This is a genomic window from Arthrobacter sp. 9AX (assembly GCF_902506095.1).
Taxonomy (GTDB): domain Bacteria; phylum Actinomycetota; class Actinomycetes; order Actinomycetales; family Micrococcaceae; genus Arthrobacter.
In genome coordinates this window covers 3,726,950-3,753,851 of sequence record NZ_LR733293.1, presented here as the reverse complement: position 1 = coordinate 3,753,851, position 26,902 = coordinate 3,726,950, and the positions used below count along the sequence as shown (strand labels likewise).

At 67.4% G+C, this 26,902-nt stretch carries 27 protein-coding genes and 1 pseudogene; 21 read left to right on the top strand and 7 right to left on the bottom strand.

The window, feature by feature from the left end; all coding sequences use genetic code 11:
• Window positions 1-8 precede the first annotated feature (8 nt).
• From BACI348_RS17395 to BACI348_RS17385, 3 genes are all read left to right on the top strand, one after another.
• A complete protein-coding gene (locus tag BACI348_RS17395; RefSeq protein WP_159828378.1) occupies window positions 9-1,433 on the top strand; it encodes a hypothetical protein in 1,425 nt (474 codons plus the stop codon).
• 96 nt (window positions 1,434-1,529) lie between these two features.
• Window positions 1,530-2,324 carry an endonuclease III gene (nth, locus tag BACI348_RS17390; protein WP_159830276.1) on the top strand — a complete coding sequence of 265 codons (795 nt, stop codon included), beginning with the start codon at window positions 1,530-1,532 and terminating at the stop codon, window positions 2,322-2,324.
• Window positions 2,321-2,998, top strand: coding sequence for an NUDIX hydrolase (locus BACI348_RS17385; RefSeq protein WP_201298445.1), 678 nt, complete (start codon window positions 2,321-2,323; stop codon window positions 2,996-2,998). Before nth ends, BACI348_RS17385 begins: the two co-directional genes overlap by 4 nt.
• 3 nt (window positions 2,999-3,001) lie before the next feature.
• Here the strand turns inward: BACI348_RS17385 and BACI348_RS17380 are convergent, their stop codons facing one another.
• Window positions 3,002-3,193: a YegP family protein gene (locus tag BACI348_RS17380; RefSeq protein ID WP_159828375.1), complete on the bottom strand. Its 192-nt coding sequence runs from the start codon at window positions 3,191-3,193 to the stop codon at window positions 3,002-3,004.
• Window positions 3,194-3,364: 171 nt separating this feature from the next.
• Complete coding sequence (locus BACI348_RS17375; RefSeq protein ID WP_159828372.1) at window positions 3,365-5,041, bottom strand: bifunctional 3'-5' exonuclease/DNA polymerase; 1,677 nt, start codon at window positions 5,039-5,041, stop codon at window positions 3,365-3,367.
• A gap of 134 nt (window positions 5,042-5,175) precedes the next feature.
• On the opposite strand from BACI348_RS17375, the gene ssd reads away from it, so the two are divergent.
• The 4 genes from ssd to BACI348_RS17355 are packed head-to-tail and all read left to right on the top strand — an operon-like array spanning window position 5,176 to window position 9,153.
• A complete protein-coding gene (gene ssd / locus BACI348_RS17370) occupies window positions 5,176-6,375 on the top strand; it encodes a septum site-determining protein Ssd (RefSeq protein WP_159828369.1) in 1,200 nt (399 codons plus the stop codon).
• Window positions 6,372-7,691: a TadA family conjugal transfer-associated ATPase gene (locus tag BACI348_RS17365; protein WP_236557614.1), complete on the top strand. Its 1,320-nt coding sequence runs from the start codon at window positions 6,372-6,374 to the stop codon at window positions 7,689-7,691. The genes ssd and BACI348_RS17365 overlap by 4 nt, the downstream gene beginning before the upstream one ends.
• On the top strand, window positions 7,688-8,524 hold the full coding sequence (locus BACI348_RS17360) for a type II secretion system F family protein (RefSeq protein ID WP_159828367.1): 837 nt from the start codon (window positions 7,688-7,690) through the stop codon (window positions 8,522-8,524). Before BACI348_RS17365 ends, BACI348_RS17360 begins: the two co-directional genes overlap by 4 nt.
• The gene (locus BACI348_RS17355) at window positions 8,521-9,153 is read left to right on the top strand and encodes a type II secretion system F family protein (RefSeq protein ID WP_159828364.1); all 633 of its coding nucleotides are present in this window, start codon (window positions 8,521-8,523) and stop codon (window positions 9,151-9,153) included. Before BACI348_RS17360 ends, BACI348_RS17355 begins: the two co-directional genes overlap by 4 nt.
• Before the next feature lie 410 nt (window positions 9,154-9,563).
• On the opposite strand, the gene BACI348_RS17350 is transcribed toward BACI348_RS17355, so the two are convergent.
• Complete coding sequence (locus tag BACI348_RS17350; protein ID WP_159828362.1) at window positions 9,564-10,193, bottom strand: hypothetical protein; 630 nt, start codon at window positions 10,191-10,193, stop codon at window positions 9,564-9,566.
• Window positions 10,194-10,511: 318 nt separating this feature from the next.
• Here BACI348_RS17350 and BACI348_RS17345 point away from each other — a divergent pair, with 318 nt between their 5' ends.
• The 12 genes and pseudogenes from BACI348_RS17345 (at window position 10,512) to BACI348_RS17295 (ending at window position 19,707) form a co-directional block, all read left to right on the top strand.
• Entirely contained in the window at window positions 10,512-11,642 is a 1,131-nt protein-coding gene (locus BACI348_RS17345) for a phage major capsid protein (protein ID WP_159828359.1), read from the top strand.
• Between the two features lie 884 nt (window positions 11,643-12,526).
• Window positions 12,527-12,661, top strand: coding sequence for a hypothetical protein (locus BACI348_RS20925; protein ID WP_268892363.1), 135 nt, complete (start codon window positions 12,527-12,529; stop codon window positions 12,659-12,661).
• Between the two features lie 816 nt (window positions 12,662-13,477).
• The gene (locus BACI348_RS17340; protein WP_159828357.1) at window positions 13,478-13,693 is read left to right on the top strand and encodes a hypothetical protein; all 216 of its coding nucleotides are present in this window, start codon (window positions 13,478-13,480) and stop codon (window positions 13,691-13,693) included.
• A complete protein-coding gene (locus tag BACI348_RS17335; RefSeq protein ID WP_159828355.1) occupies window positions 13,686-15,563 on the top strand; it encodes a bifunctional DNA primase/polymerase in 1,878 nt (625 codons plus the stop codon). The genes BACI348_RS17340 and BACI348_RS17335 overlap by 8 nt, the downstream gene beginning before the upstream one ends.
• A 325-nt stretch (window positions 15,564-15,888) precedes the next feature.
• Window positions 15,889-16,149, top strand: coding sequence for a hypothetical protein (locus BACI348_RS17330; RefSeq protein ID WP_159828352.1), 261 nt, complete (start codon window positions 15,889-15,891; stop codon window positions 16,147-16,149).
• On the top strand, window positions 16,146-16,424 hold the full coding sequence (locus tag BACI348_RS17325) for a hypothetical protein (RefSeq protein WP_159828349.1): 279 nt from the start codon (window positions 16,146-16,148) through the stop codon (window positions 16,422-16,424). The genes BACI348_RS17330 and BACI348_RS17325 overlap by 4 nt, the downstream gene beginning before the upstream one ends.
• 117 nt (window positions 16,425-16,541) lie before the next feature.
• Entirely contained in the window at window positions 16,542-16,691 is a 150-nt protein-coding gene (locus BACI348_RS17320; RefSeq protein ID WP_159828346.1) for a hypothetical protein, read from the top strand.
• A gap of 29 nt (window positions 16,692-16,720) precedes the next feature.
• A complete protein-coding gene (locus BACI348_RS17315; RefSeq protein WP_159828343.1) occupies window positions 16,721-17,128 on the top strand; it encodes a hypothetical protein in 408 nt (135 codons plus the stop codon).
• 54 nt (window positions 17,129-17,182) lie between these two features.
• The gene (locus BACI348_RS17310) at window positions 17,183-18,736 is read left to right on the top strand and encodes a recombinase family protein (protein WP_159828340.1); all 1,554 of its coding nucleotides are present in this window, start codon (window positions 17,183-17,185) and stop codon (window positions 18,734-18,736) included.
• Between the two features lie 16 nt (window positions 18,737-18,752).
• Window positions 18,753-18,863 (top strand): annotated as a pseudogene (locus BACI348_RS17305) (DUF4244 domain-containing protein); the annotation flags it as partial.
• Between the two features lie 68 nt (window positions 18,864-18,931).
• Window positions 18,932-19,345, top strand: coding sequence for a TadE family type IV pilus minor pilin (locus BACI348_RS17300; protein ID WP_236557613.1), 414 nt, complete (start codon window positions 18,932-18,934; stop codon window positions 19,343-19,345).
• Window positions 19,342-19,707: an Rv3654c family TadE-like protein gene (locus BACI348_RS17295; protein ID WP_159828334.1), complete on the top strand. Its 366-nt coding sequence runs from the start codon at window positions 19,342-19,344 to the stop codon at window positions 19,705-19,707. Before BACI348_RS17300 ends, BACI348_RS17295 begins: the two co-directional genes overlap by 4 nt.
• Before the next feature lie 19 nt (window positions 19,708-19,726).
• Here the strand turns inward: BACI348_RS17295 and BACI348_RS17290 are convergent, their stop codons facing one another.
• Both BACI348_RS17290 and BACI348_RS17285 read right to left on the bottom strand, forming a co-directional pair.
• Window positions 19,727-22,102, bottom strand: a complete 2,376-nt coding sequence (locus tag BACI348_RS17290; protein ID WP_159828331.1) for a DEAD/DEAH box helicase — start codon at window positions 22,100-22,102, stop codon at window positions 19,727-19,729.
• A gap of 111 nt (window positions 22,103-22,213) precedes the next feature.
• Window positions 22,214-22,906, bottom strand: coding sequence for a GNAT family N-acetyltransferase (locus BACI348_RS17285; RefSeq protein ID WP_159828328.1), 693 nt, complete (start codon window positions 22,904-22,906; stop codon window positions 22,214-22,216).
• 151 nt (window positions 22,907-23,057) lie between these two features.
• Between BACI348_RS17285 and trhO the strand changes: the two genes are divergently transcribed.
• On the top strand, window positions 23,058-23,963 hold the full coding sequence (gene trhO / locus BACI348_RS17280) for an oxygen-dependent tRNA uridine(34) hydroxylase TrhO (RefSeq protein WP_159828325.1): 906 nt from the start codon (window positions 23,058-23,060) through the stop codon (window positions 23,961-23,963).
• 23 nt (window positions 23,964-23,986) lie between these two features.
• Here the strand turns inward: trhO and BACI348_RS17275 are convergent, their stop codons facing one another.
• The gene (locus BACI348_RS17275) at window positions 23,987-24,556 is read right to left on the bottom strand and encodes a DUF6023 family protein (RefSeq protein ID WP_159828322.1); all 570 of its coding nucleotides are present in this window, start codon (window positions 24,554-24,556) and stop codon (window positions 23,987-23,989) included.
• Between the two features lie 38 nt (window positions 24,557-24,594).
• Window positions 24,595-25,071, bottom strand: coding sequence for a DUF6023 family protein (locus BACI348_RS17270; RefSeq protein ID WP_159828319.1), 477 nt, complete (start codon window positions 25,069-25,071; stop codon window positions 24,595-24,597).
• 74 nt (window positions 25,072-25,145) lie between these two features.
• On the opposite strand from BACI348_RS17270, the gene BACI348_RS17265 reads away from it, so the two are divergent.
• A complete protein-coding gene (locus BACI348_RS17265; RefSeq protein ID WP_159828316.1) occupies window positions 25,146-26,780 on the top strand; it encodes a DUF7059 domain-containing protein in 1,635 nt (544 codons plus the stop codon).
• Window positions 26,781-26,902: the final 122 nt, after the last annotated feature.

Here is a 26,902-nt window from a genome sequence, read left to right as displayed (position 1 = left end):
AGAACAGAATGAACCAGCAGAGCTTCGGCCAGAAAACAGGCCCTGACACCGTTGCGGGTTCCGGCAGCACCACCGCGCCGGCCGACGGGGCAGGCCAGCCGGCACCGTCCGGAGGCAAGGGCGCCAATGCCCACCAGGCAGTGCTCGGTCCGTTCACCATCCGGGACCTGGCAGTCTTTGCTGCCACCCTCATTTTGTTCGTTGCGTCCCTGCTGCCCATCTTCGGTGGCCGGTACAACCTCTGGAACCTGAACAATCTCTTTTTCCTGGGCCTGGGCATCATCCTGCCCCTGATTGTGAGTGCTTTGTTCGCCGCACGCCGGCTGGCGCCCGGCACCAAAATCCGGATCGGGTCGCTCTCGATCGACCAGTTCGCTTCCGTGGCGGCTTCCTTCGCCGTGGCGTTCTTTTTCCTTTCCATTGCCGGCGCGTATGTTCCCAGCCTGCTGGTTGGCCTGATCGGGTCCCTGGTTCTGTTCGCCGCCACGGTCCTGGGACGCTTCCTCCCGTACGTCTCGCCCGACTTCCAGGGACGCGCGGAAGCCCCGGCGCACGTGGTGGCGCGGGAAGCTGCCGTTCCCTTCCAGAAGCCGCGCGCTCCCAAGAAGCCCAAGGCCGAATCTGCTTCCAAGCCCCTCTTCTCCAAGGGCGGCCTGTTCAGCGGCGCCGGTGCCGGCTCTTCCGCAGTCCAGACCGGTGCCACGCACGCGCCCGCCACCAACAATGAGCCGGCAACCAACCATGCGCCGGCCACAGCCGCAGTTGCCACGGCTGCCGGTGCTCCCGCCGCTGCGGCGGCCGGGGCGCCTGCCGCGGCTCCGGCGCCTGTCTCCACCGGCCCCGCACCCGTTTCCACGGCGCCCGAAGCCTCCGATTTCGGCGCCAAAGCTGACTCGGGGCCTGCAACCCAGGCGTCCGACGTCGTCCGTCCTGCTGCCGCCCCCGCCGCGGAAGAGACGCAACTGGCAGATATCCCGTCCTCGGGCGCTGCGGCTGCCGGTGCGGGCGTTGCTTCAGGCGCCGCCTCAGGAGCGGGCGCTTCCGCAGTTGCGGCCCCGTCTGCCGGGCAGGGAACTGCAGGCAACCACGATGGCGGCACTCCCGCCGCTGCTGCATCCGCTGCGCAGGGCTCGTGGCAGCCGCCGGCCGCAACGGCCGTCCACCCGCAGGTCCGCGCCGACGTTCCCATCGGGGCGACCGTGGACCCGGCCAGCCGCCCGGAGGAGGACGAGCAGCCCATCCACGAGGCCTTCTGGTTCGCCGTGGCCCAGCACCGCACCGCTTTCGACCCCCGCACCGGCGCCCCGGCGTTCGTGATCGAGCCCGGCGGCTGGGTGTTGGCGCTCGAGGACCGCGGGCACGAGTTCCTGGTCCAGCACACCGATGGTCGCCTGGGCGTGCTGCGCGACCTCAGCAATATCGAGCGCGGCTAGGAAATGGCCTCTCCCCGGGCCGCCAAAGCTCCACTGGCCGGCAGCACCGCACCGGCGGCTGGGGCCGGCGGTGTGCCGCCCGCCCAGGCCGCGGGAATGCCGGTGGTCTCGTCGGAGTCCCTGCTCGGGCTGAAGAGGCGGGCACGCCGGATCAACAGGGCCCTGGCCGAGAAATACCCCTACGCGCACGCGGAACTCGATTTCCGCAACCCGTTCGAACTGCTGGTGGCCACCGTCCTGTCGGCACAGACCACCGACGTCACAGTCAACCAGGTCACTCCGCTGCTGTTCGCGCGCTACCCCGACCCGCGGGCGATGGCGGAAGCGGATCCCGCCGCAATCGAAGAGATCATCAAAGCCACCGGTTTCTTCCGCGCCAAAACGCGAAGCCTGGTGGCGTTGTGCACCCGCCTGGTAGACGAGTACAACGGCGTTGTCCCCGGCAGGCTGGAGGACCTGGTCACGCTCCCCGGGGTGGGCCGGAAGACCGCCAACGTGGTGCTGGGCAACGCCTTCGGGGTCCCGGGAATCACGGTGGACACCCACTTTGGCCGCCTGGCCCGCCGGTTCGGCTGGACGCAGTCCGAGGACCCGGTCCAGATCGAATACGACGTCGCCGAGCTCTTCGAGAAACGGGACTGGACCATGCTCTCCCACCGGGTGGTGTTCCACGGGCGGCGGGTGTGCCATTCCCGCAGGCCCGCCTGCGGTGCGTGCCCGGTGGCCAACTGGTGCCCCAGCTACGGGCTGGGCGAAACAGACTCGGCCAAGGCGGCCAAGCTGCTGAAGTATGAACTCGCTCCGGGCAATGAAGCCCTGCTGGCCCAATTGCAGGCCGAGACCCACCGGGCAGCCGAAATCAGGATGGAATCCCAAAAGAGGATCCAGTGAGCGCCCGCGAAGACCTGATCAACCTGGCGCGGAAGGCAGAGTCGGGATCGGCATCCGCCCCGGACCCCCTCTGGGCGGCCCTGACCGTCGATGCCCGCCGGGCGCGCAGGGCTGCGGTCCTGATGCTGTTCGGTGCGCTTGATAACGTCCCGGCCGCGTCGGACAAACCTCTGGCCCCGGCGGACCTGGACGTGCTCCTGCTGGAACGCGCGCACACCCTGGACTCGCACCCGGGGCAGGTGGCGTTTCCCGGCGGCTCCATTGACGCCAGGGAAACGCCGGTACAGGCGGCACTGCGGGAGGCCGTGGAAGAAACGGGACTCGACGTGGACGGCGTCGAAGTCCTGGGCAGGCTGCAGGAGCTGGGCCTGGCCCACAGCAACTTCCTGGTCACCCCTGTCCTCGGGTGGTGGCGTTCGCCGTCACCGGTCCGTGTGGTGGACTATGCCGAGTCCGCGCAGGTGTTCCGGGTTCCTGTCCGTGACCTGCTGGATCCGGACAACCGGGTCATGGCCACGGCCCACCGGGCCGGGCGGACTTTCGATAGTCCGGCCTTCACCGTCAACGGCGTGGTGGTCTGGGGGTTTACCGGCATTGTCCTCAACGGACTCTTTGAACAGCTTGGCTGGGCCGTCCCGTGGGATCGGAGCCGGGTCCACCCGATAGGTGTCTAGGTGTTACGCCTGCTGCTGGCGCAAATCCACCACAATGCCGGTGGCTGCATTTTCACGCATGGCCTTGATGCCCTCCAGCAGCGTACTGAGGGACTTGAAGTTTGGTGAGACGGCCACGATGTTGCCTTCTGCGTCCGTGAGCCGAAGCCGGTACGACTCGTCCCCTACCCGATGAATTTCAAACCTGCCCGCCATGTGCCGGATCTCCCCTTGGTATGCGTCGTTGCACCAAAATGGACTGCTTCTTCAGTCGCCTTCAAGACTGTAACCCGCGTCACGCTGCCGCGGCGAGCTACTGCCGGGTAGGTTACTTTTCTCGACAAACGTCGCGTAAGAGGGCTCGAAGGCGTGCCGAGGGATGCGCTTTCACTTGGCGTTGTTGTAGGAATCCACCACGGCAACGCTCACCGGAAACTCCACCGGGATGCGCCCGAACAACAGTTCCTTGGCGGCGCCCGCGGCGTCCTCTATCGCGGTGATACAAGCATCCACCTGGTGGACAGGTGCGTGGACCATCACCTCGTCGTGGAGGAAGAACACGAGCTCCGCCCTGGCGGTACCTTCCGTGCGCAAGGTGCGCAGCCGCCGTCGTAATTCCGCCAGCCAGCACGCCGCCCAGTCCGCGGCCGAGCCCTGGACCACGAAGTTCCGCGTGAAACGCCCCCTGGAACGGGCGATCGATTCGGCGCGCCGCTGCTCCTCGGCCGACGCCGGACGCTGGCTTTGGAACCACCGCTCCGAGGGGGGAGGGCTGCTGCGGCCCAGCCGGGTGGTGACGGCCGCGCCGGCCTCGCCGGCGCGGGCAGCCTGCTCCACGAAACCCACTGCCCGCGGATAAGTCCTGGTCAGCTGCGGCATGAGGCGGCCGGCCTCGCCCGAGGTGGCGCCGTACATGGCGCCCAGCAGTGCCACTTTCGCCTTGGCGCGGTCGCCGCCGAACCCCTTCGCGGCGATGCCCGCGTAGAGGTCCTGGTCCCGGGCGGCCTCGGCCATGACTGAATCCTGCGCCAGTGCCACCAGGACGCGCGGTTCAAGCTGCGAAGCGTCGGCCACGATCAGCTTGTAGCCGGGATCGGCATGGACGGCGCCGCGGATCTGGCGGGGAATCTGCAGGGCACCTCCGCCGCGCGACGCCCAGCGGCCCGAGACCACCCCGCCCACCACGTATTCCGGCCGGAACCGGCCGCCCGCCACCCACGCGTCCAGCCAGGCCCAGCCGTTCGCCGTGTGCAGCCGTGAGAGCTTCTTGTAGGCAAGCAGCGGCCCGATGGCGGGGTGGTTCGACTCCTTCAGCTCCCACTGGCGGGTGCTCTTCACCTCGATGCCGTTCCGGTGCAGCGCGCGGATGAGTTCCTGTGGGGAATCCGGATTGAGCGCGGGCGCCTTCAGGAGCCCCCGCAGTTCGACGTTGAGTGCCTCAAGTTTGGCCGGGCGGTGGCCCAGAGGCGGGCGCGGACCCAGGTAGTCGGCCAGGATTTCCGCGTGCAGGTCCTCCCGCCAGGGGACGCCGGCATGCTGCATTTCCGCCGCGATCATGGCGCCGGCGGATTCTGCGGCCAGCAGGAGCTGGAGCCGGTTGCGGCGGTTCTCCTCCGGGCTTACGGCGGCCAGGGCCTCCTGCTGGGCCGCGTACTCGATGCGGAGGTCCTCAAGGGTAAAGCTTGGTCTGGAACCGGTTGCCAGATCATCGAACAGGGCGTCCTGCTCCGGGTCATCCAGGGTGACCTTCTCCGCGTTCCTGGCGTAGTCAGTGTGGGCGGTGAACTGGGAGAGGGCGAGGATATTCCCGCAGAGGCCCAGGTCATAACAGCGCTCGAGTTCCACTCCGCGCGCCAGCAGGGTGGGGTACCAGTCCTGGGTGCGGTGCCAGATCCAGCGTGGAGGTTGCCCTGCGCGTGGCCTGCGTTCCAATCCGAGGACGATGTCGGCCAGTTCACCCTCGGCGATGAGCCTTGGTTCCGGATTGTCCGGGTGGGGGTGCCCGGCCTTGGTGAGTTCCTGCAGGACCGCGCCGGAGGGATGGGCGGCGAGCAGCAGGTACATGTTCCAATTCTGCCTTGTCTCCCGCGGGTGCTTGCCGCCGGGACTCTTCCTGCACAGGGCCCGTGGAGGCCGCTTTGTGCACATACGGCACTGGCCTCCTTATCCCTCCGGGCAGGGGAGCGGACAGTGGGTCCATGAGCAGGCATCAGTTGACCCCCTCCCACCCTGATCCGGGCCTTGCCGGGCTCGCATCCCGGCACCCTGATGTCGGGCTCCTGCCGGGGCCGCCGGGTTTGCATGCGGGCTTGGGCGGGCCACCCGACGCCTGGTTGCCGGACAGCGCGGAAGAGGTGCTGCTGGTGAGCTCATCTTCCGTTTTGCGCGGGGAGGTGGAGCGCATCGTGGCGGCGGCCGGTGCGCGTCTTCGTGTTGTTGGCGACGCGTTGGAAGGCGCCCGGCACTGGGATGGCGCAGCAGCGGTCCTGGTGGGAAGCGACATCCGCGAGTTGCCGCCCCGGCGGCGGGCACCGGCGGTCCTGGTCGGCCTGGATGGTGAAGGCGACAGCCTCTGGCACCTCGCTGCGGCGCTCGGGGCCGAGCGGGTGGCGGTGCTTCCCGATGCCGCGGCGTGGCTCGCGGACCACCTCAGCCGCTCCCGTGCGCCCGGCCCCGGCGGGATCATCCTCGGCGTAACGGGCGGATGCGGCGGGGCGGGAGCCACCACGGCTGCGGTCTGGATAGCTCAGGCGGCTGCGCGGATGGGGGCACGGGTGCTGCTCATTGACGGTGACCCGTGGGGCGGCGGAATCGAACTCGCCTTGGCCGCCGAGGAAAGCCCCGGCCTGCGCTGGCCCGATCTCTCCGAAGCGCGGGGCAGCATCGATTCAAGCCAACTGTCGGATTCACTGCCCGTCTCGGGAGGATTCTCGTTCCTCTCGTGGCCCGCAAGCCGGGAACAGCCCGTGCCGGTGGCCGCACCCACCACCACCGGGGTGCTTGACGCCGCACGCAGGGGATATGAGCTGGTGGTGCTGGACATCGGCAGGGGAGCCGGACCGCTCCAATCCTACGCCTGGGACTGCGACCGGATCATGATGGTGGTTCCAGCCCAGCTGAAGGCGGCCGTGGCAGCGGTGCGGCTGCTTCACGAGTTCCCGCCCGTTGAGGCCGGGCTCCTTGTCCGGGGACGGCCGGGGGCTGCGCTGGACGGCACACTTATTTCCGAGGCCGTCGGTCTTCCCGTGCAGGCCCGCGTCCCTGAGCTCCGCGGCGTGGCTGCGGCCATGGAGTCAGGCCGCCTCCTGGAACTCGGGAAGCGGCGCAACGTGCGGCATTTTGCTGCGGCCGTGCTCGATTCTCTCGGTGACGAATTGTCCGCCGGGGAGCTCGGATGACGCAGCAAAGCCCGCGCGGCTCCGGCACCGCCGACGGGCTGCGGCGGCATGCCCGGCTGATGGAAGGCCAGTCCGGTGGAAGCCCACTTCGTGACAGCCAGTCCGGTGGAAGCAAGCGCAGGGACCCGCGCCGCGACCCCCGCCAGAGGGAACGCCAGCCCGTTGACGCCGGGCTGCTGGAATCGGTCCGCGAGTCCATGATGGCCGAAGCCGGCGCTGTGACGCCGTCCCGGGTGGCGGCCGCGGTGCAGGCCACCGGCAAGCTGCTGGGCACGGCCGGTTCGCTCGCGGCGGTGGAACGCATCAGCGCCGAGCTGAACGGACTCGGACCCCTCCAGGCACTCACCCGTGATCCGGGAGTCACGGACATCTTCGTGAACGCTCCGGACTCGGTGTGGGTGGACCGCGGCCGGGGCATCGAGCGCGTCCCGGTGGCGTTCGGTGATGAAGCCCAGTTGCGGGCGCTGGCCTGCAGGCTTGTTGCTGCGGGCGGGCGGCGCCTGGATGACGGATCTCCCTGCGTGGATGTGCGGCTGGCCGGCGGCTACCGCGTCCACGCGGTGCTGCCGCCGGTGTCCACGGCAGGAACACTGCTCAGCGTCAGGATCCGGCGGGAGCGGGTATTCAGCATGGAAGAGCTGCAGGTGGCCGGCATGTTCAGCCCCCACATGAGGGACGTTCTGGAACGGGTGCTGACACTACGGCTGAGCTTCCTGATCAGTGGTGCCACCGGTTCCGGCAAGACCACGCTGTTGTCCGCTCTGCTGGGACTCTGTGCGCCGGAGGAGAGGCTGGTCCTCATAGAGGATGCTTCCGAGCTCAACCCGGTCCACCCGCACGTGGTTTCCCTCGAATCCCGGCACGGGAATCTTGAAGGCGGCGGTGAAGTGGGCCTGGGCGAGCTCGTCCGGCAGGCCCTGCGCATGCGGCCCGACCGGCTGGTGGTGGGAGAGTGCCGCGGCGCCGAGGTCCGGGAATTGCTGACGGCGATGAACACCGGGCACAGCGGTGGAGGCGGCACCATCCACGCCAACACCGCCACCGCGGTTCCGGCCCGGCTCACGGCACTTGGCGCCCTCGCCGGACTGAGCCCGGACGGCGTCCGGCTCCAGGCCGCCAGCGCCCTGGACGTGGTGGTCCACGTTGAAAGGACCATCCGCGGCAGGGAAGTGACCTGCCTCGGCCTGATCGAAGACGGTCCCCACGGGCTTCGCGTCCTGCCTGCCCTCGAATCCCGGGACGGCGTGGCTGCTCCCGGGCCCGCATGGCCTGCCCTCGCCGGGCGGCTGGGACTGGAACCGGGTCCGGGCCTGTGACGGTTGTCCTGGTGGCAGCCCTGGCGCTGGCTGTGCTGTTGGTCCTTCGCCCGCCCCGGAGTGCGGCAGCAAGGTTTCGCCGTGCCACTGCCGGCGGTGCTTCGTCAGCTCCTGGCAGTCCGTGGGCCCGCCTGGTGCTGCGGGTCAGGCCGGGAGCCGGTAAGGCGGCACGTTCGGGTTCGGCAGGTCCGGGTGCGGCAAGTCAAGGTTCGGCGGTGCCGATGACCCTGGTGGTGCAGCAGTTGGCCGCGCTGCTGAAAGGAGGGCGGACGCCGGGCCGGCTGTGGGACGAGCTGTGGTTCGTATACGGCGGGGGCAGCCAGACCCCCTCTGACGGCCCAACTGCGGGGCAGCAGGCTACCGGGCTGACCAAGGGATCAGGGGCCATGCTGGCTGCCGCCCGCGCCGCCGCGGGGACCGGGGCTCCCGTGTCGGAGGCCATCAGGCGCTCAGTGCCTGCGGCTTTTCCGCGCACGGACCGGGAATGCCGGATCTGGTCCCAGCTGGCCGCGTGCTTTGACATCGCGGAAGCAAGTGGCTGCCCCCTGGCCGACGTACTGACAAGGTTCGCGGCGCAGCTGGAAGTGGAGGACGATGCCGATGCCGCACGGCAGACGGCGCTCGCAGGGCCCAAGGCGACCGTCAGGCTGCTGACCTGGCTTCCACTGATGGGACTGGGACTTGGCATGGCTCTCGGCGTTGATCCGCTGGCCATTCTGCTGGGCACGCCACTGGGACTGGCGGCGCTCGTCGCCGGCATTGCCCTCACCGTGGCCGGCCGGGTGTGGTCCGCGCGGTTGGTGGCGGCAGCAGCAGGTGCGGGCCGGCCATGACCGAACCCTTGCTGCAGGCGCTCCCGCTCATAACCATTCTGGCCACGGCAGCATGCCTTATCTGCACAGGGAAGGACCGCGCCCGCAAACGGCTGATCGCCCTGTCCGCTGTTCACGGTGCTGATGCTCTGGGCCGCGCAGGATCCCATCAACGATCCGCAGGCCGGAAGACCAGGACGCGTGATGGCCCTGATGGCCTGCAGGACACCGCCATGATGCTTGAACTCGTTGCCGCCATGCTGGACGCCGGGTCCGGCATTGGTCGTTCCCTTGACCTGGTCTCGGCGTCCGCGTCCGTCCAGTACCGCGAGTCGCTCCGGCCAGTGGTTTCGGCGCTGGCGATAGGGGCCGACTGGGAGACCGCCTGGCGCAGCTCAGCCGTCCGGCTGCCGGCGATTCTGGAGTTGCGGGATGCCTTGGGGTTCGCCGCTCTTACCGGAGCGCCCTCTTCGGCGATTCTCTACGCCCAGGCAGCCAGGCTTCGCAGGGAAAGGTTCCGCGCAGCGGAAAAGCGGGCAGCGTCCCTCGGCGTCAAGCTGGTGGTCCCGCTTGGCCTGTGTTCGCTTCCGGCGTTCATCTGCCTGGGCGTGGTGCCCGTCCTGCTGGCGTTGGTCCCGTCCGGCGCCTAAATCTGATCTTTCCCTCCACAACAGAGAACCACTGCAACTTGTCCACTTACGCGGCAGCCGGCCTTACTGCGCGCGGTCCGGCCGGGAAGAGTCAAAACCAGCCGGCAATCCTGCCGGCCCACAGAAAGGAACCACCGCATGTCCATCAACCAGGACCGCCACTACGCCGCCGGAACCGCAGCGCTCGCAGCAGCCCGGCAAAGCACCAAACAGCACACCGCTCCGGCCCAACCCGCCCGCGCACCCCGGGCCGGGAACACCCTGCTGCCGCCGAATGTGGTGGAGCTCTACCCTGGAGCAACAGCGCGGCGGCGTACCGGCATGCGGAGCCTGCTGGGATCTGAAGCCGGAATGGCAACGGCGGAGTACGCCATCGCCACGCTGGTGGCTGTCCTACTGGGTCTTGGTTTTCAGGGAGTGAGACCCTTGAAGATGATGGACTCGGCGAGCAGAGCACCAAGCCCCGCCGCTGCCACACCAATCGCGAAAACGGCTGCATTGAGCCAGAGTTTGTTCTTCTCCCCGAAAGATCGAATCCCATCTCGAATGGTTATGTCAGCCAGCTCGATCTTGGGTTCAAGAGTGGGTTCGCCGTCGCAGACGTAGGACGCTCGGATGCCGAAGCCCTTTGGCAGCAGTGACGGGGGGAGCTGGATTACGGACCCTTCGCCGTTGTACTGCAGCTGTGCACTGACGGTACTGGTACTTGGGGTCTGCTCGATTTCGGCGAGGATCGGAACATTGAGTTCGAACAGGATTGGCTTGTCCCCGTCGAAGCTGGACGAGGTGATGTCGGCTCGTCCGCTGGACGCGAGCTGCAAAGTGACCAGGTACGGGTTGGTTACCGGGGAGCCGTCGTAAGCTAGGGTCAGCCTGTCCGAACCCCGCACCGCGCCGCTTACGAGCGGAGTCGCCCGTAAGTCGTAGGAAAATTCACGGCGAGGACTTTGCTTGCGGAAAACGTAAATAGTGGCAGCTATTGCTCCCAGCCCAAGGACGACAGTTGCGATGATGCCCAAAAGGGCGAGTTGGTCAGCCACCTCTACAGGAAACCACAACTGCAACCGTGCCTGGTTGTGTGACACCCAAAATGCGTGTTCCCCTGGAAACGAAAGCCAGGGCACCCCAGCCCGGTCAGGCCAGCCCGCAAGGGTCCGTCTCCGGTCGAAGGTCCCGCCAGCGCTTTCACGGCAGTCGAACTGCAGCCAGCCAAGGAACCGACGCACCAGCCGACCGAGGACCCGCAAGGGCAAGGTCCGCGAGGAGCGAAGCTTCAAGGCCCGCTAGTCCTTTCGAGCCGTAGAAACGGACGCCTCCAGGCGTCCACACCTCTACCGCTCTCGAAAGGAGCACCCAAAATGCACTTCAAGACAAACACCGAACGCAGCCTGGCGCTGGCCGCAGCCCAGGAGCTGGTCGGGTCTGCAATCAAGGCCGGACGTAACCTCACGGACGCCGAGAACGCAGACGTTGAGGCCACGCTCAAGGCAGCGGAGGACTTCGCCCGGGGCACCAAGGGCCGTGCGCTCCTGGACGCCATTGGCAAGTCGGCCCCCGTCGACGGCGAACCGCTCGACGGCGGCACCGAGTACCTGGACTTCAACTCCAAGGCCTTTGGCCGGAAGATTGCCCAGTCGATAAAGCCTGCCGGGTCCAAGGCGCTCATCACCACGGGTTCGCAGATTGTGGACACCCCGCTTGTGGTGGCCAACCCGCTGACCCTGGCCAAGCCGCTGCAAAGCTTCCTGCAGGCACTCCCGGTCGTGCGCCGCGCTGCGGTCTACTCAATCCTCCGGCAGGTCAGCCGCACTCCCAACGCCAGCGTGGTGGCCCCGGGCGCAACCAAGCCCGTCTCGGCAATGACCCTGCAGAGCTTCGAGAAGCGCCTCAAGATCGTGGCCACCCTCTCCGAGCCGGTGAACCGCTACGACCTGGAGGACTTCACCAACCTGGACCTGTTCGTCCAGTCCGAGCTGCAGTACGCCATTCAGCTCGAAATTGAGGACCAGGTCCTGAACGGGGACGGCACCGGGGAGAACTTCACCGGCCTGAACAACACCTCCGGCATCCAGCTCTACACGGCACCCGCTGGCCAGGTCGACGACCTGGTCTCCATCCGGAAGGCGCTGTCGATCTTCGACAACAGCGGCGAGACCGCGAACGTCGTCATCCTCAACCCGACCGACTGGGAAGGAATCGTCACCAAGCGCAACAGCTCCGGTGCGTTCGACCTCGGGACGGCGGTCAACGAGGAGACCAGGCGGGTTTGGGGTAAGCCGGTAGCCCTGTCCGGACTGGTACCCAGTAACACCGCCTGGGTACTGGGTGAGGGTTCCGCCAACGTCAGCACGGACGGGCGCACGCACGTCGACTGGGACGCCTCCTCCGGGTTCGCCAAGAACACGCTGCAGGCCCGCGTCGAAACCCGCGCCGAGGTGGACGTGGTCCGCCCGTCCGCAATCGTGAAAGCCACGTTCGTCGACGCCTAAACCAAAGACTGGGCGGGCCGTAACAGGCCCGCCTTGGGAGTCAACCGGGGTTTCGTCACTTGACCCGGAAGGCCGCGAGAGTCCCTCCAATTCCTGGCTCGATGACCGACCTGCTCCACCCCAGGGGACCCCTGGTACCAGCCCAACCGGTACCGGGGGTCCACCTGCAGGAGGGGGGCGTTCACGCCTTGGCCGCTGCCAGCCCTGAGACAGGGCTACCGTGTTAGTGTCCTCCCCCTCCCCGGCTCAGGAGGGGAGGGGTCGTGCGAGCGCATTTGTGCGTGCGCGAGGCGAGGACGTCGCGCAAGAGGTCTTCATAAGGCGTTGGGCCAAAAGACCCGTTTTCAGAGGCAATCTGGTGGCGATTAACGCACTCTGTGGTCCACAAGTAAACACAGATTCTGACACTGCACAGCCTGTGGATAACCGAAGGGAGTTCCGCGTGTTTCCGGGGATTTTGGTGGGCTGAAGCTGTGGACGACGCGGGGTTGAACAGCACCCGTGTAATACAGCACTCGACGGCGGAATTTGTAAGCGCTTACACTGGACGTAGGAAGTCGGGTTACTGTCTTCCTGGCGATACAAATCGACCTCGCCGTGGTCGCTCTGAACTGGCATTCAGAGCGGGCGAGGTCGTGCCTTAGTCCCAACCGTCGAAACCCGCACGCTAAATACCGGCTCCGAAAGGAAACTTAAGGAATGTTCTAACACCTCAAACATACGGGCCGGAGTAGGGCTTGTGCAAGCGCAAGTTGTTCCCATTTGGCTATATTCGTAGCCATATGGCTACTCCGGTCAACCGTTTGGCTACTTAGGTTACCCATTTGGACACGGCACTGTAAGCAGGTTTCGGCAACTCACCTATCCCAAGGAGTTACCGAAGTATGGCAGCAGTACAGCCCGAACCGTCAAAACCGAACCGCCCCCACCGCCTCCAGCAGGTATGCCTGGTCCTTACGACAAGCGCCACGTTGGTTACGACGGTCCTGGGTCTCCTCAAATACCTTTCGACGCTTTAGCCGGAGGGTCGACGCCTCCCTCAACTTAGTTGGGGGAGGTGTCCTCGTCTCAGTAGTTGTGGCAGGGCTAAACCTCGTGTTCCGATTTTCGGGACGGGGTCTTTTGGCCTTGCCCGCTTTTCCGCCCCGTCACCTCCAGTTGCATTGGGCTGCAACTTCCGAAGACCCCCGGTGGTAACTCCACCGGGGGTCTTCGCTTGTCCGGGGCCTGTCGTCGCCCCGTCTTGGTACTACGGAGGACCTCGCGTGGCTTCCGGGGCCACGAGTACCGCCCGGGCCGTCCCGGTTCAAGGGAAGCCCGCTCTCGGGTTCTCCTGTACGTACGGGCGACCCCTGGTTGTGTGGCTGGCAAACCCGGTGCTGGAATGGGAGTGGCGGCTTGGTAACCCGCCAACCTGGAGTTTTGCTCCGGGTTCTCCTGCACGGTCGGGTTCGAGGCCCTCGTCGGTTCGGCGGGGGCCTCAGCTGTACTCGCCACGCGACCTGGAGCCGCACTAGTTGCGCGACTACTAAAAGCCGTGTTGTGATGGTTTCACGACAGGGCGATCCCCTCACTACGGTGGGCAGGAGCCAAGGCGGTACAGGCCAAACTGGAAATGGCTGTCGGGTCGGGGAAGCTCCGGTGGGGTTACAGCCTGTGTAATCACCCCCGTTGAGCACCTTTCAACTGCCCGGGGGACCCGCACAGGGTTACCGCCAGGAGAGCCTGTTTTGGTTACCACCCAGACGCGTCTCGACGACGCCAAATTTCAACACCTACTTGACCTGCTCTTTGGAGCAGGAGCCACCTCCGATGACACCGGGGAGGTGAAGTAAATGCCGTACAACGACGCAGCGGCCAGGGCCAAGATGCGGGCAACCATGCTGGCCAAGGTGGCCGACCCGAACGACCCTTGGCGGGAGCGCAACGCCGCATCCCGCCGTGGCAAGCCCTCCCGGGGTGGCCACGTCACAGCCCACACGAAGCGCGGAGTCTCCAAGCCGGAGACATGCGTCTTCTGCCGTGAAGAGCAGGAGGTCGACCGTGGTTAAGGCGAACCTGGGGGGCGACAGCGCCAAGGAAAGGGTCAAACAAGCCGCGCTAGCTGCAGCGCAAGCAGGCTACCCGGTGTTCCCGGTCCGGCTGTGGCGCGACGAAGAGGGCAGGCTCCAGAAGACCCCGCTCGTGAAGTGGACCCAGGAGTCCACCACCGACCAGGAGCACCTGCTCAGGATCTGGCCCTTCAAGTCCAACGCCTACGGCATCGACACAGGCAAGGCTGGGCTGGCGCTGGTGGACCTGGACACCCACAGCGGGCAGGACGGACCCGGAGAGTGGGCCAAGCTTCTGCCGGACGCACCGAAGACCTTAGTCGTCAACACTGCCTCGGGTGGCCAGCACGTCTACTTCCGCGACCCGTCCGGCGAAATCCGGAACAGCGCCAGCGTCCTGGCCGACGGAGTCGACGTCAGGGGCAACGGCGGCTTCGTGGTCGGTCCCGGCTCCGAGTTCGAAGGGCTGACCTACCGGACGAGCGACGGGGGACGGCTCCCGCGAGTCGACGAACTGCCGGAGGCCCCGGAGGCCCTGCGGGCACTCCTCAGGTCCAGGGCGGTGGCACCGAAGCCCGAGAAGCCCAGCTCCGGTCAGCCACTCGGGGAGGCAGGCCAGGGCGTGGCGCTGGTCCGCGAACTGCTGGCGGTGGTTAACGCTGACGGCGGCACCCGCAACGACCAGCTCAACAAGTCCGCGTTCGCCCTCGGCCAGATCCTGGCGGGTGGCGGGCTGGCGGAGTCGGTTGTCCGGGGAGCGCTGGAAGAGGCAGGCCGACAGGCCGGACTGAATGAGTTCGAAATCCCTAAGTCAATTGACTCGGGCATGCTCGCCGGGGCCGACAGCCCGCGCAACGTGGAGCGGACCCCGGAGGACCTGTTTATCGGCCTGGACCTTCACGAGTGGTTCAGTACGGACCACCCGGCACCGCCTCGGTTCGGACTCGGGAACTTGATCTACGAAGGGTCGGTCCACATCATTGCCGGTGAACCTGCCTCGGGTAAGTCGGTGCTCTGCTACCAGTGGGCCATTGACGCGATGCGGGCAGGCAAGAGGGCAGTCCTGCTGGACGAGGAAGCCGGACCCCGGGACGCGCTCGGCAAGCTGGTGGCCCTGGGGGCCAGCACCGAGCTGCTGAAGGACCGTTTGACCTACCTCGCACCCAGCGGACGGAACCTGGACAAGCTGGCCACCCAGTTTCACGCGCTGGTCTCCTCGGGCGAGGTCGGCGTGGTCGTAGTGGACAGCCTGGGTGCAGCGCTCGCGATCGCGGGCAGGCCGGAGAACGACAACGGCGAGGTCGGCGGCTTCCTGACCTCGGTGGTCCTGCCGCTGGCTGAGAAGTACGGCGTCACGGTCCTGCTGATTGACCACAAGACCAAGGGCGACACCGGACGCTACAGCCGGGGAGCGTCAATCAAGCTTCAGCTCACGGCGGTGCAGCTCGCGGTGGTGGCCACCCAACCCTTCAGCAAGGAGAAGGACGGCGTGATGACCATCGAGTGCAACAAGAACCGCTTCGGTGACTACGCCGAGGGCGACCGCTGGAAGGTGGACGTCTCAACCGGCAACGGCCAGATCCTCCTGGACGTGGAGGAGTTCACCCAGGCCGACGAGGCCGAGGCCTTCGTCAAGTCCGAGCTGGTGCAGGCAGTGGCTGGCCACTACCGCAGCGTCCACCCGCAGACGTTCGCGGTCCGCAAGCTCCACGAGGTCGAGGCAATCAAGCAGCACGGCTCGAAGCAGAAGATCGAGACGGTCGTGAAGTGGCTGGTGGCCCAGGGTGTGCTGACCAGGACCAGCCCCAGCAGCCCTCTCGAATGGGTACCGGACCAGACCGCCCTGGACCTGACGGGAGTCGCCTCGTGAGGGCCTCGGAACCGTCCCGGGACGCCTGCCTCTCTGAGTACCTCGTCCGGGACGGTTCCGGGCACCAATCGTCCCGGAGCTGCCGGGACGCCTCTGCCGCGTCCTTCCGGGCCGGAAGCCCCGCCGTCCCGACCGTCCCGGACCGTCCCGGGACGCTCTTCCCCGGATCGTCCCGACGTCCCGGACCCTTTAGGGGCCGGGACGGCAGGACGGGGGGCCTCTCGGGGCGGGTGCTCCCTGGTGGCTTCGGAGTCCGTGCTGGCCTCCGTGGCCTCGGGGGCGCACCCGCGACCCCAGACCTCCACTCACAAGTAAGGAACCTCAAATGAAGAACAAGAAGCTCGCCCGGATGCTCGCCGGAATTCACCAGAACTACAACACGGCGGTTGCCCAACAGGCCGCACTCGACGAGGCCCTCCTCACCTCGGCCAAAGAGTCCTTGGCGGTGGCCAGCGCCGTCAACGACTTCCTGCTGAACGCTGACGAACTCATTGAGTCGGGACCCTACTCGCCCGAGGGAGACTACGCCCAGGCTGCAGCTGACCTGCGGGAAGGTATTCGCACGGCAATGGAGGTCCTGGGATGACCAGCCAGGAGCAGGCAGCGTTCGTCTCCTGGCTGGTTGGGCAGCCACACGGCAGCGAAGCGGGGAAGCTGTCCGAGCTGCTCTTCTCGGACCTCGTGGCGGGCAGGGTGGCTTCCGTCCCGACGAGCCTCCGAGAGGTCAGGGAGTGGGCCACGGAGCGTCCGGACTCGCCACCCCGTCTGCAGCAGTGGCTGGCCCAGTCAGTGCAGGACTGGAAACACTGGGTCCGGGTCACCCCGACCTCAGCCCTGGAGCGGGCGGCGGCGAAGCACTAGGGCGAGGCCCTGGACGGTTGCCGTCCAGGGCCTTCGCTTATACCAGATACTTGTCCAAGAGTCAAGCTCAATGTTTTTATTGAATTTCAAGGCAGCAGCGCACACGAGGAGCCGGAAATGACCAAGACCCAGACCGCCGAATACTTCGCAGCGAAGGTCGCCGCAGCCAACTCCGACACCGCCCAGATGCGCTGGGTCATGAAGGCCGAAGCCGTCCTCTCCGCAGAGGAGCTGGCGAAGTTCTTCCAGCTCATCAAGAGCCTCTAACCCAACCCCACACCCAACAGGAGCCGAAAATGACCAAGACCCAGACCGCCAAGACCGAAGCCGTCACCGTCCAGTGCAACTGCGGCTGCGGGGAAGCCACCCAGAGCGCGAAGAGCTTCTACCGCCCCGGGCACGACGCCCGCCACGCCGGACTGGTGGCCCGCGACCTCGTCGCCTCCCGCCTGCAGGGCCACGAGCGCCAGTACAGCGAGGAAGACCTCGGCTCCGACGCTCTCCGGGCGAAGGCCCTCAAAATGGCTGACCGGCTCACCGCCAAGGCCCAGGCGCAGGCCGACCGTGCAGCAGCCAAGGGCAGCAAGTGGACCGAAGCCGAGCCGGTGAAGCGGGGCCGCTGGACCTACCCGACCCGGACCAACGGCAAGGTCACCCAGGTGAACGACAAGCGCGACGGCTCCGGTAACTGGGTCGCACTCTAACCAACCACAACCAGCCAGCCCCGGGGGACCGGGGTAAAGCTGTAGGAGAAGGCAATGAAGGCAGCATGGTACGGGCGGGTCAGCTCGGCAGGCCAGGTGGACCACGGGTCCAGCCTGACCACCCAACGGGAGCAGTGCGAGGGCGCCATCAAGGCCCGGGGCTGGCAGCTTGCTGGCAAGTTCGTGGACGAGGGCCTCAGCGGGGCCAAGAACGACCGCCCGCAGTGGCAGGCGCTCCTGGCCGCTTGCCGCTCCGGTGAGGTCCAAGCCGTGGTCGTGGCCAGTCTGGACCGAATGGCCCGCAACGCCTCCCACGCCATCCAGGTCACCGACGAGCTGGAGCAGCTCGGGGTGACCCTGGTAATCCTCCGTGAGCAGGTGGACCTCGGGACGCCCGCTGGCAGGATGATGCGGACGGTCCTTGCCGGTGTTGCCGAGATGGAGCGCGACCTGATCCGGGCGAGGTCCGTCACCGGGCAGCGGGCCAAGCTCGCCCGCTCCGGCTGGCCCGGAGGCCAGCCCAGCTACGGCTGGCGGCTGGACGGCAAGGGCAAAGTCGCCCGACCCGTCCCCGACACTGCCGAGCGCGACGCCCTGGCCTACATGGTGAAGTCCGCGCTCGCAGGCCGGACCACAGGCGAAATTGCACGCGAATTGAACCGCCAGGGCGTCCCCACCAGAACGGGGGCCGAGTGGTCCCACACCGTCGTCCGGCGAATGCTCCGCAACCCGGCCCTGGTCACCGGGGAACACCACTGGGGACACGTCGGCAAGACCGGGGACCGCTACTTCAAGACCCAGGCCGACGCACGCACCGGCAAGCCCAAGCACGGCGACCCGGTGGTTCTGGAGCTGCCCGAGCCACCCCTGGATCGGGAAACCTTCGACGCGCTGCAGCAGGCCCTGGACGCCGCTCCAAGGTCCGGCCAGCGGCAGGACAACCAGCAGCGGCAGTGGCTCAGCACCAGGGTCCACGGGACCTGCGGCAGGCACTACCTCGGCGTCCTGGTGCTGGAGCGCTCCGGTCTCCGCAGACCGATTTACCGGCCAGAGTGCAAACGCAGGCCGAAGGCAGGCCAGCCGGAGTGCGTCTGCCGACAGATCGACGTCGCCAAGCTGGACGCCGCAGTCTGGGACGAAGTGGTCGGGGTGCTGGGCGACCGGGAGCGGCTGCTGAAGCTCGCAGCCGAGTGGACCCGCAGCGGCACCACCAGCGAGGCCGACAACCAGGAAGCGGAGCGGCTGGGGGAGCAGGCCCGGAAGCTCACCCGGGCAATCCAGCGGGCCACCGACGAGGCGTTCATGGCGGACGAGCCGGAGGAGCTGCTGGCGAGGGTGGCCAAGTACCGCGCCCAGCTCGCGGACGTGCGGGCGAAGCTGGAAGCGCTGCAGAGCAGCGGACCCGAGGCCAGGGGCAACGTCCGACAACTCACCGAGCTTGCTGCTCTGGCCGACCGGGCAGCGGAGCGGCTGCAGGGCTTCGGGGACGCCGAGCGGCTAGAGCTGGCGGAACTGCTGGACCTGCGCGTGGAGGTGGCCGGACCCCTGGTGGGTGGCCTGCCCGAGTCCGTCACCGTCCGGGGCGTCCTGGACCCACGGGCGCAGTAGCGGACCCAGCAGGACGGCTCCCCTGGCGGCCGTAGGCTTCGCGGGGCTGCTGGTATTCATCCTCCGCAGCGAGGAAGTGCGCGGCTTCCTGCTGAACCTGATCCGCACGGCGCTGGCATTGCCATGACGGGTGTGCCGGCTGCAGTGCGCCTGCGGCGGGCGAGAGACCAGGGCGCTGTCACAGCAGAGTTTGCCGTGACGCTGCCTGCCGTTGTGCTCCTCCTGGCCATGCTGCTCTCCGGCGCCGCCGCCGGTGTCACCCAGTTGCGGCTGGAGGAAGGAGCCCGGGCAGGCGCCCGGGCCCTGGCCCGCGGCGACGATTCTGCCGCCGTGGAGAGGATCGTCCGCACCCTTTCGGGGGCATCGGCGTCCGCCGCCGTTGCAGCGGACGGAGAATGGCTGAGCGTCACCGTGACGGACCGCGTCGGGGGACCGCTGGGGGCATCAATCCCCTGGACGCTGACGGCCCGCGCCTCCACCCGCAGCGAGACGCCTGCGGAGGGCGCGGCCATTCCGGCAGCAGTTCCGGCCGAACTTCCGGATAGCGTACGGGCAGCATTTCGCGGTGCAGTTCCGCTGGCATGCCGGTCTGTGGCAGGCAACGCATGATCGGGCGGGGTCATGCCCGGGACGGCCCGGAGCGTGGCTCGGGCACAGTCCTGGCGGCCGGGCTGGCTTTGGTGGTGATGACGGCCATGGCGCTGCTGTTGCTCCTGGCGCAGTCTGCCGTGCTGGCCAGCAGGGCCGCAGCCGCCGCTGACCTTGCGGCACTCGCCGCTGCGGACGCCCTGCGCGGGGTCACCGATGGCGAGCCGTGCAATGTGGCAGCGGAAGTCGCGGCGCGTCATGCCGCCATGGTCGTCAGCTGCTCCGAGGGTACCGGGCAGACAGTGGAAGTCCGGACGGAACTGATCGAGCCGACCGCGCTCGGCGCGGCGCGCGGCCGTGCCCGCGCCGGACCTCCACCCTGAGCAGGAGGAAGAGCTGGCGTCAGCGCTGGGCTTCCACACTCTCGGCGGTCGCCTCGGTGGCATCCCTCAGCAGGACATCCAGCAAGGTGACCGCCGCGGGCTTGTCCAGGGGGTTGTTCTTGTTACCGCACTTGGGAGACTGCACGCAGGAAGGACAGCCGGATTCGCACTCGCAGGCTTTGATGGCATCGCGCGTCGCTGCCAGCCAGACCTTCGCCTTGTCGAAACCGCGCTCCGCGAAGCCTGCCCCGCCAGGGTGCCCGTCATACACAAAAATGGTGGGCACCCCGGTGTCGGCGTGCAGGGCAGTGGAAACGCCTCCGATGTCCCACCGGTCACTCGAAGCCACCAGCGGAAGCAGGCCGATTGCTGCGTGCTCGGCGGCGTGCAGGGCGCCGGGGAACTGGGCTTCGATCAGGCCGGCGGCGGTCAGGGACCGGTTGTCCACCACAAACCACACCGCCTTGGTGAACAGCTCCCGGGCACCCAGGTCGAGGGGTTCCTCGCCGAGGATCTCATTGGAGATCAGGGCCTTGCGCTGGAAAGACACCACCTGGGTGGTGACCTTGACGTCGCCGAAGTGCAGGGAAACGTCACCCCACCTGGCGGTGCGCTGGGTTTCCAGCACCTCGATCTGGGTGACGTCCCGGGCGGTGGTGTAGTAGTCGGGATTCGCGCGCCGGACCACCACACAGTGGTCGTCCTCGTTGAGGTCCTCCACCACGTAGCTGTCGCCCTGATGGATGTACACGGCGCCGGTGTGTGCCTGGTAGTGGGTCTGCGGTGAGTCCATCGTTCCGAGGAGGGAGCCGGTATCGGCATCAACAATACTGACGGGCCCGCCACCGTCGGCGCGCAGGTTCACCATCGCTGCCGCACTCTGGGAATGGGTCCAGAACCATCCGGCGGGGCGGCGCCGGAGATAGCCCTGCGCCACCAGGCGGTCCAGAAGCGGCTCGGCGGTGGTGCCGAACAGGTCCAGCTCGGCCGGTCCCAGCGGCAGTTCCGCGGCCGCAGCGCAGAGATGGGGGCCCAGCACATAGGGGTTGGCAGGGTCGAAAACGGTGGCTTCCACCGAGACGTCGAAGATGGCTTCCGGATGGTTCACCAGGAACGTGTCCAGCGGATCGTCACTGGCAACAAACGCAGCGATCGCGTCCTGCCCTGCCCTGCCGGCCCGTCCGATCTGCTGGAACAGCGAGGCCCTGGTCCCCGGCCAGCCGGCCACAAGGACAGCATCCAGCCCGGAAATGTCGATCCCCAACTCCAGGGCAGACGTACTCGAAACACCCAACAGCCGGCCCGAACGCAAGGCCTTCTCCACGGCCCGGCGTTCCTCGGGCAGGTACCCGGACCGGTAGGCAGCCACCCGCTGCGGCAGGCTGGGGTCCACCTCGTCCAGGAGGCGTTTGGTGATGGAGGAGATGGTCTCTGCTCCGCGCCGCGACTTGATGAAGGCAATGGTGCGGACGTGTGCTGACACCAGGTTGGCCAGCAGGTCCGAAGTCTCGGCCACGGCCGTGCGCCGCTCCTTGGCACCATTCTCGCCGCGGAGCTCGGTCAGCGCCGGTTCCCAGAACGCCACGGTGGTGGCACCGTGCGGTGAACCGTCTTCCGCGACTGCCTTGACCGGGGCGCCGATGAGCCGGGCGAAGGAGACGTCGGGGTCGGACGCTGTGGCCGAAGCGGCGATGAACACCGGCTCGGGGAAGGTGGAACCTGCACCGTAGTACGCGCAGATCCGCCGCAGCCGGCGCATCAGGTTGGCCACGTGCGAGCCGAAGACGCCGCGGTAGCTGTGCGCCTCGTCAATGATCACGTAGCGGAGGCGTCGAAAGAACGCCGCCCACCAGGCGTGGTTGGGAAGGATCCCGAAGTGCAGCATGTCCGGATTGGCCAGGATGAAATTGGCATGGTCCCGGATCCAGCGCCGGGACGCCGGGTCCGTGTCGCCGTCGTAGGTTTCTGCCCGCACGGTGGGCAGCTGCAACGCCCGGATGGCGTTCAGCTGGTCGGCGGCCAGGGCTTTGGTGGGGGACAAATAAAGGGTGACAGCGCCGTCGTCGTGAATCTTTCCGGGCTCGGCGAGAACCCGAAGCTCGGAGCGGTGGATCGCATCCAGCGCGGGCAACTGGTAGGCGAGCGACTTCCCCGACGCCGTGCCGGTGGCCACCACAACATGTTCGCCGCCGTGGGCAATGTCAGCGGCTTCAACCTGGTGCCGGTAGGGCTGCCGGACGCCGAGCGAACCATAGGCGGCAACCAGGTCCGGGTGGACCCACGACGGCCACGGTTCGTGCACCGCCTCCCGGGCGGGAATGGTGCGGACATGACGCAGCTGTTCCGGGTCCGGGCCGCGGCCCAGCAAGGGAATCAGGGAGTCATGGGGGTTCACCCCAATATTGTTTCACCCGCCGGGAGCCGGACAAGCCGGGTTCGCCGTCGGGAGAACCAATGAAAACGCTGGGAACAACGAAACCGCAGACCGGGATGTGCCGCCGGGCGCTCAGCTCAGGGAAAGGTCGGACCCGTCATGGGAGGCCGAAAGCATCAGCACGCGGGAAACGGTGGTCCAGCCAAGGTGTGAGTAGAGCTTCTGGCCATCACGGGACGCGAGCAGCAGCCCGCTCTGGACGTCATGCTCAAACGCCTGCGCCGCCAGTGCCCGCATGATGAAACTGCCCAGGCCGCGCCGCTGGAAAGCCGGTTCGGTGATGATCTTGTCGAACACCGCGGTATCGCCCACCACAAAAACCCGGCCGCTGGCAGCCAAGGTTTCACCGGAGCGGACCTCCGCGTAGTGCACACCGTCGTGCTCGGAGGTAGCGAGAGAAAGGTCGTCGTCCGAAAGCCAGGGATCCTCTGCATCCTGGGTTTCCATGTCCACGATCATCATAGCCTGCGAGTTGGACGTCACGTTCAGTCCGTGCTGCCGGGCAAGTTCCGAGTAGCGTGCCAGATCATTGGTCAGGATGGTGAGGACCCTGGCCGGAACTTCAGCCGTCTTCGCTGCGAGCACGGCGAACTCCGTATCCGTGGGATCGGAGGCGAAGAATTCCCACTCCCCGGACGTGTCGGACCGGAGAGCCGCGGGGAAGCGGCCTTCGGAGGATGTCCGGTAACCGCGACAACCTGCCCAGCCGGCCACCCACACGTCGAGAAGGCCAGTGATGTCGTTAACCATGGTTTCCGGGCTCATGCGATGAGAATATTGCACGCCGTTCACAAGCAACAGGGGTAGGCGGGCCAGAACCGAGGTGCTTATGCAATTGTGATGCGGCACCTCCGTGCGCCCGCGGGCGGCTGATGCGGGGCAGGCCGCAGGAATCCCAGCCGGTACCCTTAAATACGTGGCTTTGAACCGGATTGTCCTCTTTTACGGCTTTACCCCTATCACCGACCCCGACGCCGTGCGGCTCTGGCAGCGTGCCCTCTGCGAAAAGCTGGGCCTGACCGGCCGCATCCTGATTTCCAAGGACGGCATCAACGCCACGGTGGGTGGTGAGATCGGCGCGGTGAAGCAGTACGTCAAGACGACGCGCGAATACAAGGGATTCCACGGTATCGACGTTAAGTGGTCCGACGGCGGAGCGGAAGACTTCCCGCGGCTCAGCGTCAAGGTGCGCGATGAGATCGTCTCGTTCGGCGCGCCGGGCGAGCTCAGGGTGGACGCCAACGGCGTGGTGGGCGGCGGCACGCACCTCAAGCCCGAAGAGCTGCACGAACTTGTGGACGCGAAGAAACAAGGCGGCGAAGAGGTGGTCTTCTTCGACGGCCGGAACGCTTTCGAAGCACAGATCGGCCGCTTCAAGGACGCGATCGTTCCCGACGTCGCCACCACTCACGATTTCATCAAGGAACTCGAGTCCGGGAAGTACGACGCCCTCAAGGACAAACCGGTGGTCACCTACTGCACCGGCGGCATCCGCTGTGAGGTGCTCTCCAGCCTGATGGTCAACCGCGGTTTTAAAGAGGTGTACCAGCTGGACGGCGGGATCGTCCGTTACGGCGAAACCTTCAAGGACCAGGGACTCTGGGAAGGCTCGCTCTACGTGTTCGATAAGCGAATGCACCTCGAATTCAGCGAGGACGCCAAGACCATCGGGCAGTGCGTCCGCTGCGCAGCCCCCACCAGCAAATTCGAGAACTGCTCCAACCCGAGCTGCCGCACGCTCACCCTGTACTGCGCCGACTGTGCTTCCAGCCCGGAAACGCTGCGCTGCCCCGAAGGCTGTGCCGTTGAGGGCGCGGCCTAGGCCAGGCGAAACGGCAGCAGCCATCACAGCAGCCGGAGCCGGTAGGCGTAATTGGCGCCTGTCCTGGCCTCAACGGTGATGGTGAGCGCGGTTTCGGCCGAGAGGTAGATGACGTTTTCCCGGTTGATGCCGCACCGCAGGCCGAGGTCCACCAGCGTGAGCGCGTCGCTCCGTACGGTGAAATTCACGCGCCGCTGGCTTCGGCAGGTCAGTGCCAGGGCATAGGTGCCCGTGCCGACGACGGGGGTCGTCTCCGTCCGCACCTCGCCCGCTGCCAGCAGGCCCGCCGCGGCATGGACTACGGGGTCGCCGGTGTCGGGCAGCGTGCGGGCCACCCAGGCGCCAAGTTCAGCTTCGCTGACCGGCTCGCGCTGCAGCGGATCGCGGGTGAATGCGGGCGCCGGGGCCACTGTCTGCCCGGCATCGGCGGAATCGGCCCAGCGCCCGTCGTCGTACGTATATTCACAGCCGCCCAACGCCAGCCCTGCCGCGAGCACAAGGCCGAGGACGACGGCGGCCGCAGGGTTTCGTGTCAGCGGCGCCGGGGCTGTCCGCACCGGACTGGGCGCGGAGAATTTCCGCACACTGGGCATAGTCCGACTTTAAGCCCGCACGCCCCTGCGGGCCATAGCTATTCGGCCGGCGTCAGCTGATAGGCGTAGATGAGCGGGGCATCCACGCTGGAGGTGCTGATTTCCAGCTTCCCGGACCGCGGCAGCGTGATCCTGGTGATCTCCCTGCTGCCGTTGCAGGCGGCCCCGGCGTCCACCACATCCGCCCCGTCCAGCGATACCGCGAAGAACGCTTTTCCCCCGCCCTCGCAGGTTGCCGTCAGGGTGTAGCGGCCGGCGGCGACATTGGACGCCTCGCGGATGATCCGGTTCCGGTCCAGGATTTTCCCGGCGTCGTCCAGCACGCTCCCCGGAGCTGACGGCAGCGCCGTGGCCTGCCACCCGGGCACGTCAGCGTTCTCCACCGACACCGCCGGCGAGCACCCCGCCAAGGCAACGGCGGCCAGGCCTGCCAGTACCGCGGCTTTGCACGGGATGCGGTTGGGGCTGGCGGGCTGCTTCCGGGCGCGCGGAAGGACGGAAAGCGTTGCTGGCATGCCTCCACGCTACCCCGTCCGGCAGGCCGCGAAGTCCGCCGACCGGCCCGCATCAGCCGCACTAAACTTGAGCGGTGCCTAAATCCCCATACGAGTTCACCGCCGGCAACACCCCCGATGCGCCCCGCAGCGACCTTCCGGACCTCCTGCGCGCCCTCGCCGCGGACCTGCGTGCTGTGGAGTACACCCTTGACGGAGTGGCCCGTTTCCTGGGCGAATCGGCCTACACCGCCCTGAACCGGGACCAGACCATCCCCGCACTGCTGGTTGCCGGGCGCGCCGTGCGGCGGGACGACGGCGCGAAGGCGCTTGCCGCCGTCGTACGCCTGTGGCTCCTGGCCGTGCCCCAGCCGGAAGAAACGCTCGACGACGCCCTGCCGGGGATCCGCGCGGAAGGCCTCCTGGCGCTGGGGCTGGTGGAGCCCGTTCCCGGCACCGGGCTCCTGGCCGCCAAAGCCGACCTGAGGCCCTACGGCTGGGACGCCAATGAGGACGGCAGCGGCGGTGCCGAACTCTGGGTGGCCAGCGACCTCGCGGCCCACCAGCAGGAAGGGGTACTCCGGCACGACCACGTCCTGGGTATCGGCCAGGCCTCCACCACCCTGGTGCAGACCACGTTCCGCCGGCACACAGCGCGTGCACTGGACCTGGGCACAGGCTGCGGCATCCAGGCCTTCCACCTGCTGCACCACTGCGAACACGTCACGGCCACGGACATTTCCGAACGCGCGCTCGCTTTCACCCGGTTCAATATCCTGCTCAACGCGCCGGCCCTGGGCGTGGACCCGGACCGGCTGGAGGACAGGGTGAGCCTGCGCCTCGGCTCGCTGCTGGAACCGGTGGCCGGAGAGGACTTCGGGCTGGTGGTCTCCAATCCGCCCTTCGTCATCACGCCCCGCAGCGCGGGGGAGGATGCCTCCGAACAGTTCACGTACCGCGACGGCGGCCTGCCGGGCGACGGCATCGTTGCCGCCCTCGTGGCCGGGCTCCCGACTGTCCTGGCGCCGGGCGGGACGGCCCAGATGCTCGGCAACTGGGAGGTGGCGGACGGAGCTGCCTGGCAGGAGCGCCCGCAGTCCTGGGTAGGAGCCGGCGTGGATGCCTGGTTCATCCAGCGGGAGCTGGTCAGCCCGGAGCAGTACGCCGAAACCTGGCTGCGGGACGCCTCCGAAGGCCGGGACCGGGACCACTACCGGGACGCGTATGAGGCGTACCTTGCAGACTTCGAATCCAGGAACGTCGCGGGGATCGGCTTCGGCATGCTGCTGCTGCGCCGGCCCGTTCCGCCGGCGCAGGCCTTCAACCGGTTCGAGGAAATCACCTACCCCATCGAGCAGCCCATCGGCCCGCACCTGGGCGCGGCGCTGGAACGCCTGGACTGGCTCGCCGCCAACAGCATCGGGGACGCGCACCTGCTCGTGGCGGAGGACGTCACCGAAGAGCGCCACCAGCGTCCGGGCGCCGAGCACCCGGGCGTGATCCTGCTGCGACAGGGTGCCGGCCTGCGCCGGACCAACCTGCTCAGCACGGAGCTCGCCGGGTTTGTCTCGGCCTGCGACGGCGACCTCACTGCGGGCCAGATAGCCGGAGCGCTGGAGGCCCTGCTGGGCGGGGACGAGGGGTTCGACGGCGGCACGTTCCGGAGCGGTCTGCTCGCCGAAGTGGCCAACCTGGTCCGTGACGGCTTCCTGATTCCCGCCGCCGGATAGGGCACGGACGGGGGAGCCGAACGGTGCCCCGCCAACCACCCTCTTTTCCACATGGATGCGCACAATTGGGCAAAATATGGTGAACTAGGCCAGTATGGGCGCATCTGCCCGAGCAACCTTTT

Bases quoted from the DNA above. Each gene is read 5' to 3' on its own strand.
- ssd (WP_159828369.1), top strand. From the start codon at position 5,176: ATGAGCAGGCATCAGTTGACCCCCTCCCACCCTGATCCGGGCCTTGCC.
- BACI348_RS17365 (WP_236557614.1), top strand. From the start codon at position 6,372: ATGACGCAGCAAAGCCCGCGCGGCTCCGGCACCGCCGACGGGCTGCGG.
- BACI348_RS17330 (WP_159828352.1), top strand. From the start codon at position 15,889: ATGAAGAACAAGAAGCTCGCCCGGATGCTCGCCGGAATTCACCAGAAC.
- BACI348_RS17270 (WP_159828319.1), bottom strand. From the start codon at position 25,071: ATGCCAGCAACGCTTTCCGTCCTTCCGCGCGCCCGGAAGCAGCCCGCC.
- BACI348_RS17395 (WP_159828378.1), top strand. From the start codon at position 9: ATGAACCAGCAGAGCTTCGGCCAGAAAACAGGCCCTGACACCGTTGCG.
- BACI348_RS17315 (WP_159828343.1), top strand. From the start codon at position 16,721: ATGACCAAGACCCAGACCGCCAAGACCGAAGCCGTCACCGTCCAGTGC.
- BACI348_RS17295 (WP_159828334.1), top strand. From the start codon at position 19,342: ATGATCGGGCGGGGTCATGCCCGGGACGGCCCGGAGCGTGGCTCGGGC.
- BACI348_RS17345 (WP_159828359.1), top strand. From the start codon at position 10,512: ATGCACTTCAAGACAAACACCGAACGCAGCCTGGCGCTGGCCGCAGCC.
- BACI348_RS17275 (WP_159828322.1), bottom strand. From the start codon at position 24,556: ATGCCCAGTGTGCGGAAATTCTCCGCGCCCAGTCCGGTGCGGACAGCC.
- BACI348_RS17325 (WP_159828349.1), top strand. From the start codon at position 16,146: ATGACCAGCCAGGAGCAGGCAGCGTTCGTCTCCTGGCTGGTTGGGCAG.
- nth (WP_159830276.1), top strand. From the start codon at position 1,530: ATGCCGGTGGTCTCGTCGGAGTCCCTGCTCGGGCTGAAGAGGCGGGCA.
- BACI348_RS17380 (WP_159828375.1), bottom strand. From the start codon at position 3,193: ATGGCGGGCAGGTTTGAAATTCATCGGGTAGGGGACGAGTCGTACCGG.
- BACI348_RS17285 (WP_159828328.1), bottom strand. From the start codon at position 22,906: ATGAGCCCGGAAACCATGGTTAACGACATCACTGGCCTTCTCGACGTG.
- BACI348_RS17355 (WP_159828364.1), top strand. From the start codon at position 8,521: ATGACCGAACCCTTGCTGCAGGCGCTCCCGCTCATAACCATTCTGGCC.
- BACI348_RS17310 (WP_159828340.1), top strand. From the start codon at position 17,183: ATGAAGGCAGCATGGTACGGGCGGGTCAGCTCGGCAGGCCAGGTGGAC.
- BACI348_RS17340 (WP_159828357.1), top strand. From the start codon at position 13,478: ATGCCGTACAACGACGCAGCGGCCAGGGCCAAGATGCGGGCAACCATG.
- BACI348_RS17320 (WP_159828346.1), top strand. From the start codon at position 16,542: ATGACCAAGACCCAGACCGCCGAATACTTCGCAGCGAAGGTCGCCGCA.
- BACI348_RS20925 (WP_268892363.1), top strand. From the start codon at position 12,527: ATGGCAGCAGTACAGCCCGAACCGTCAAAACCGAACCGCCCCCACCGC.
- BACI348_RS17375 (WP_159828372.1), bottom strand. From the start codon at position 5,041: ATGTACCTGCTGCTCGCCGCCCATCCCTCCGGCGCGGTCCTGCAGGAA.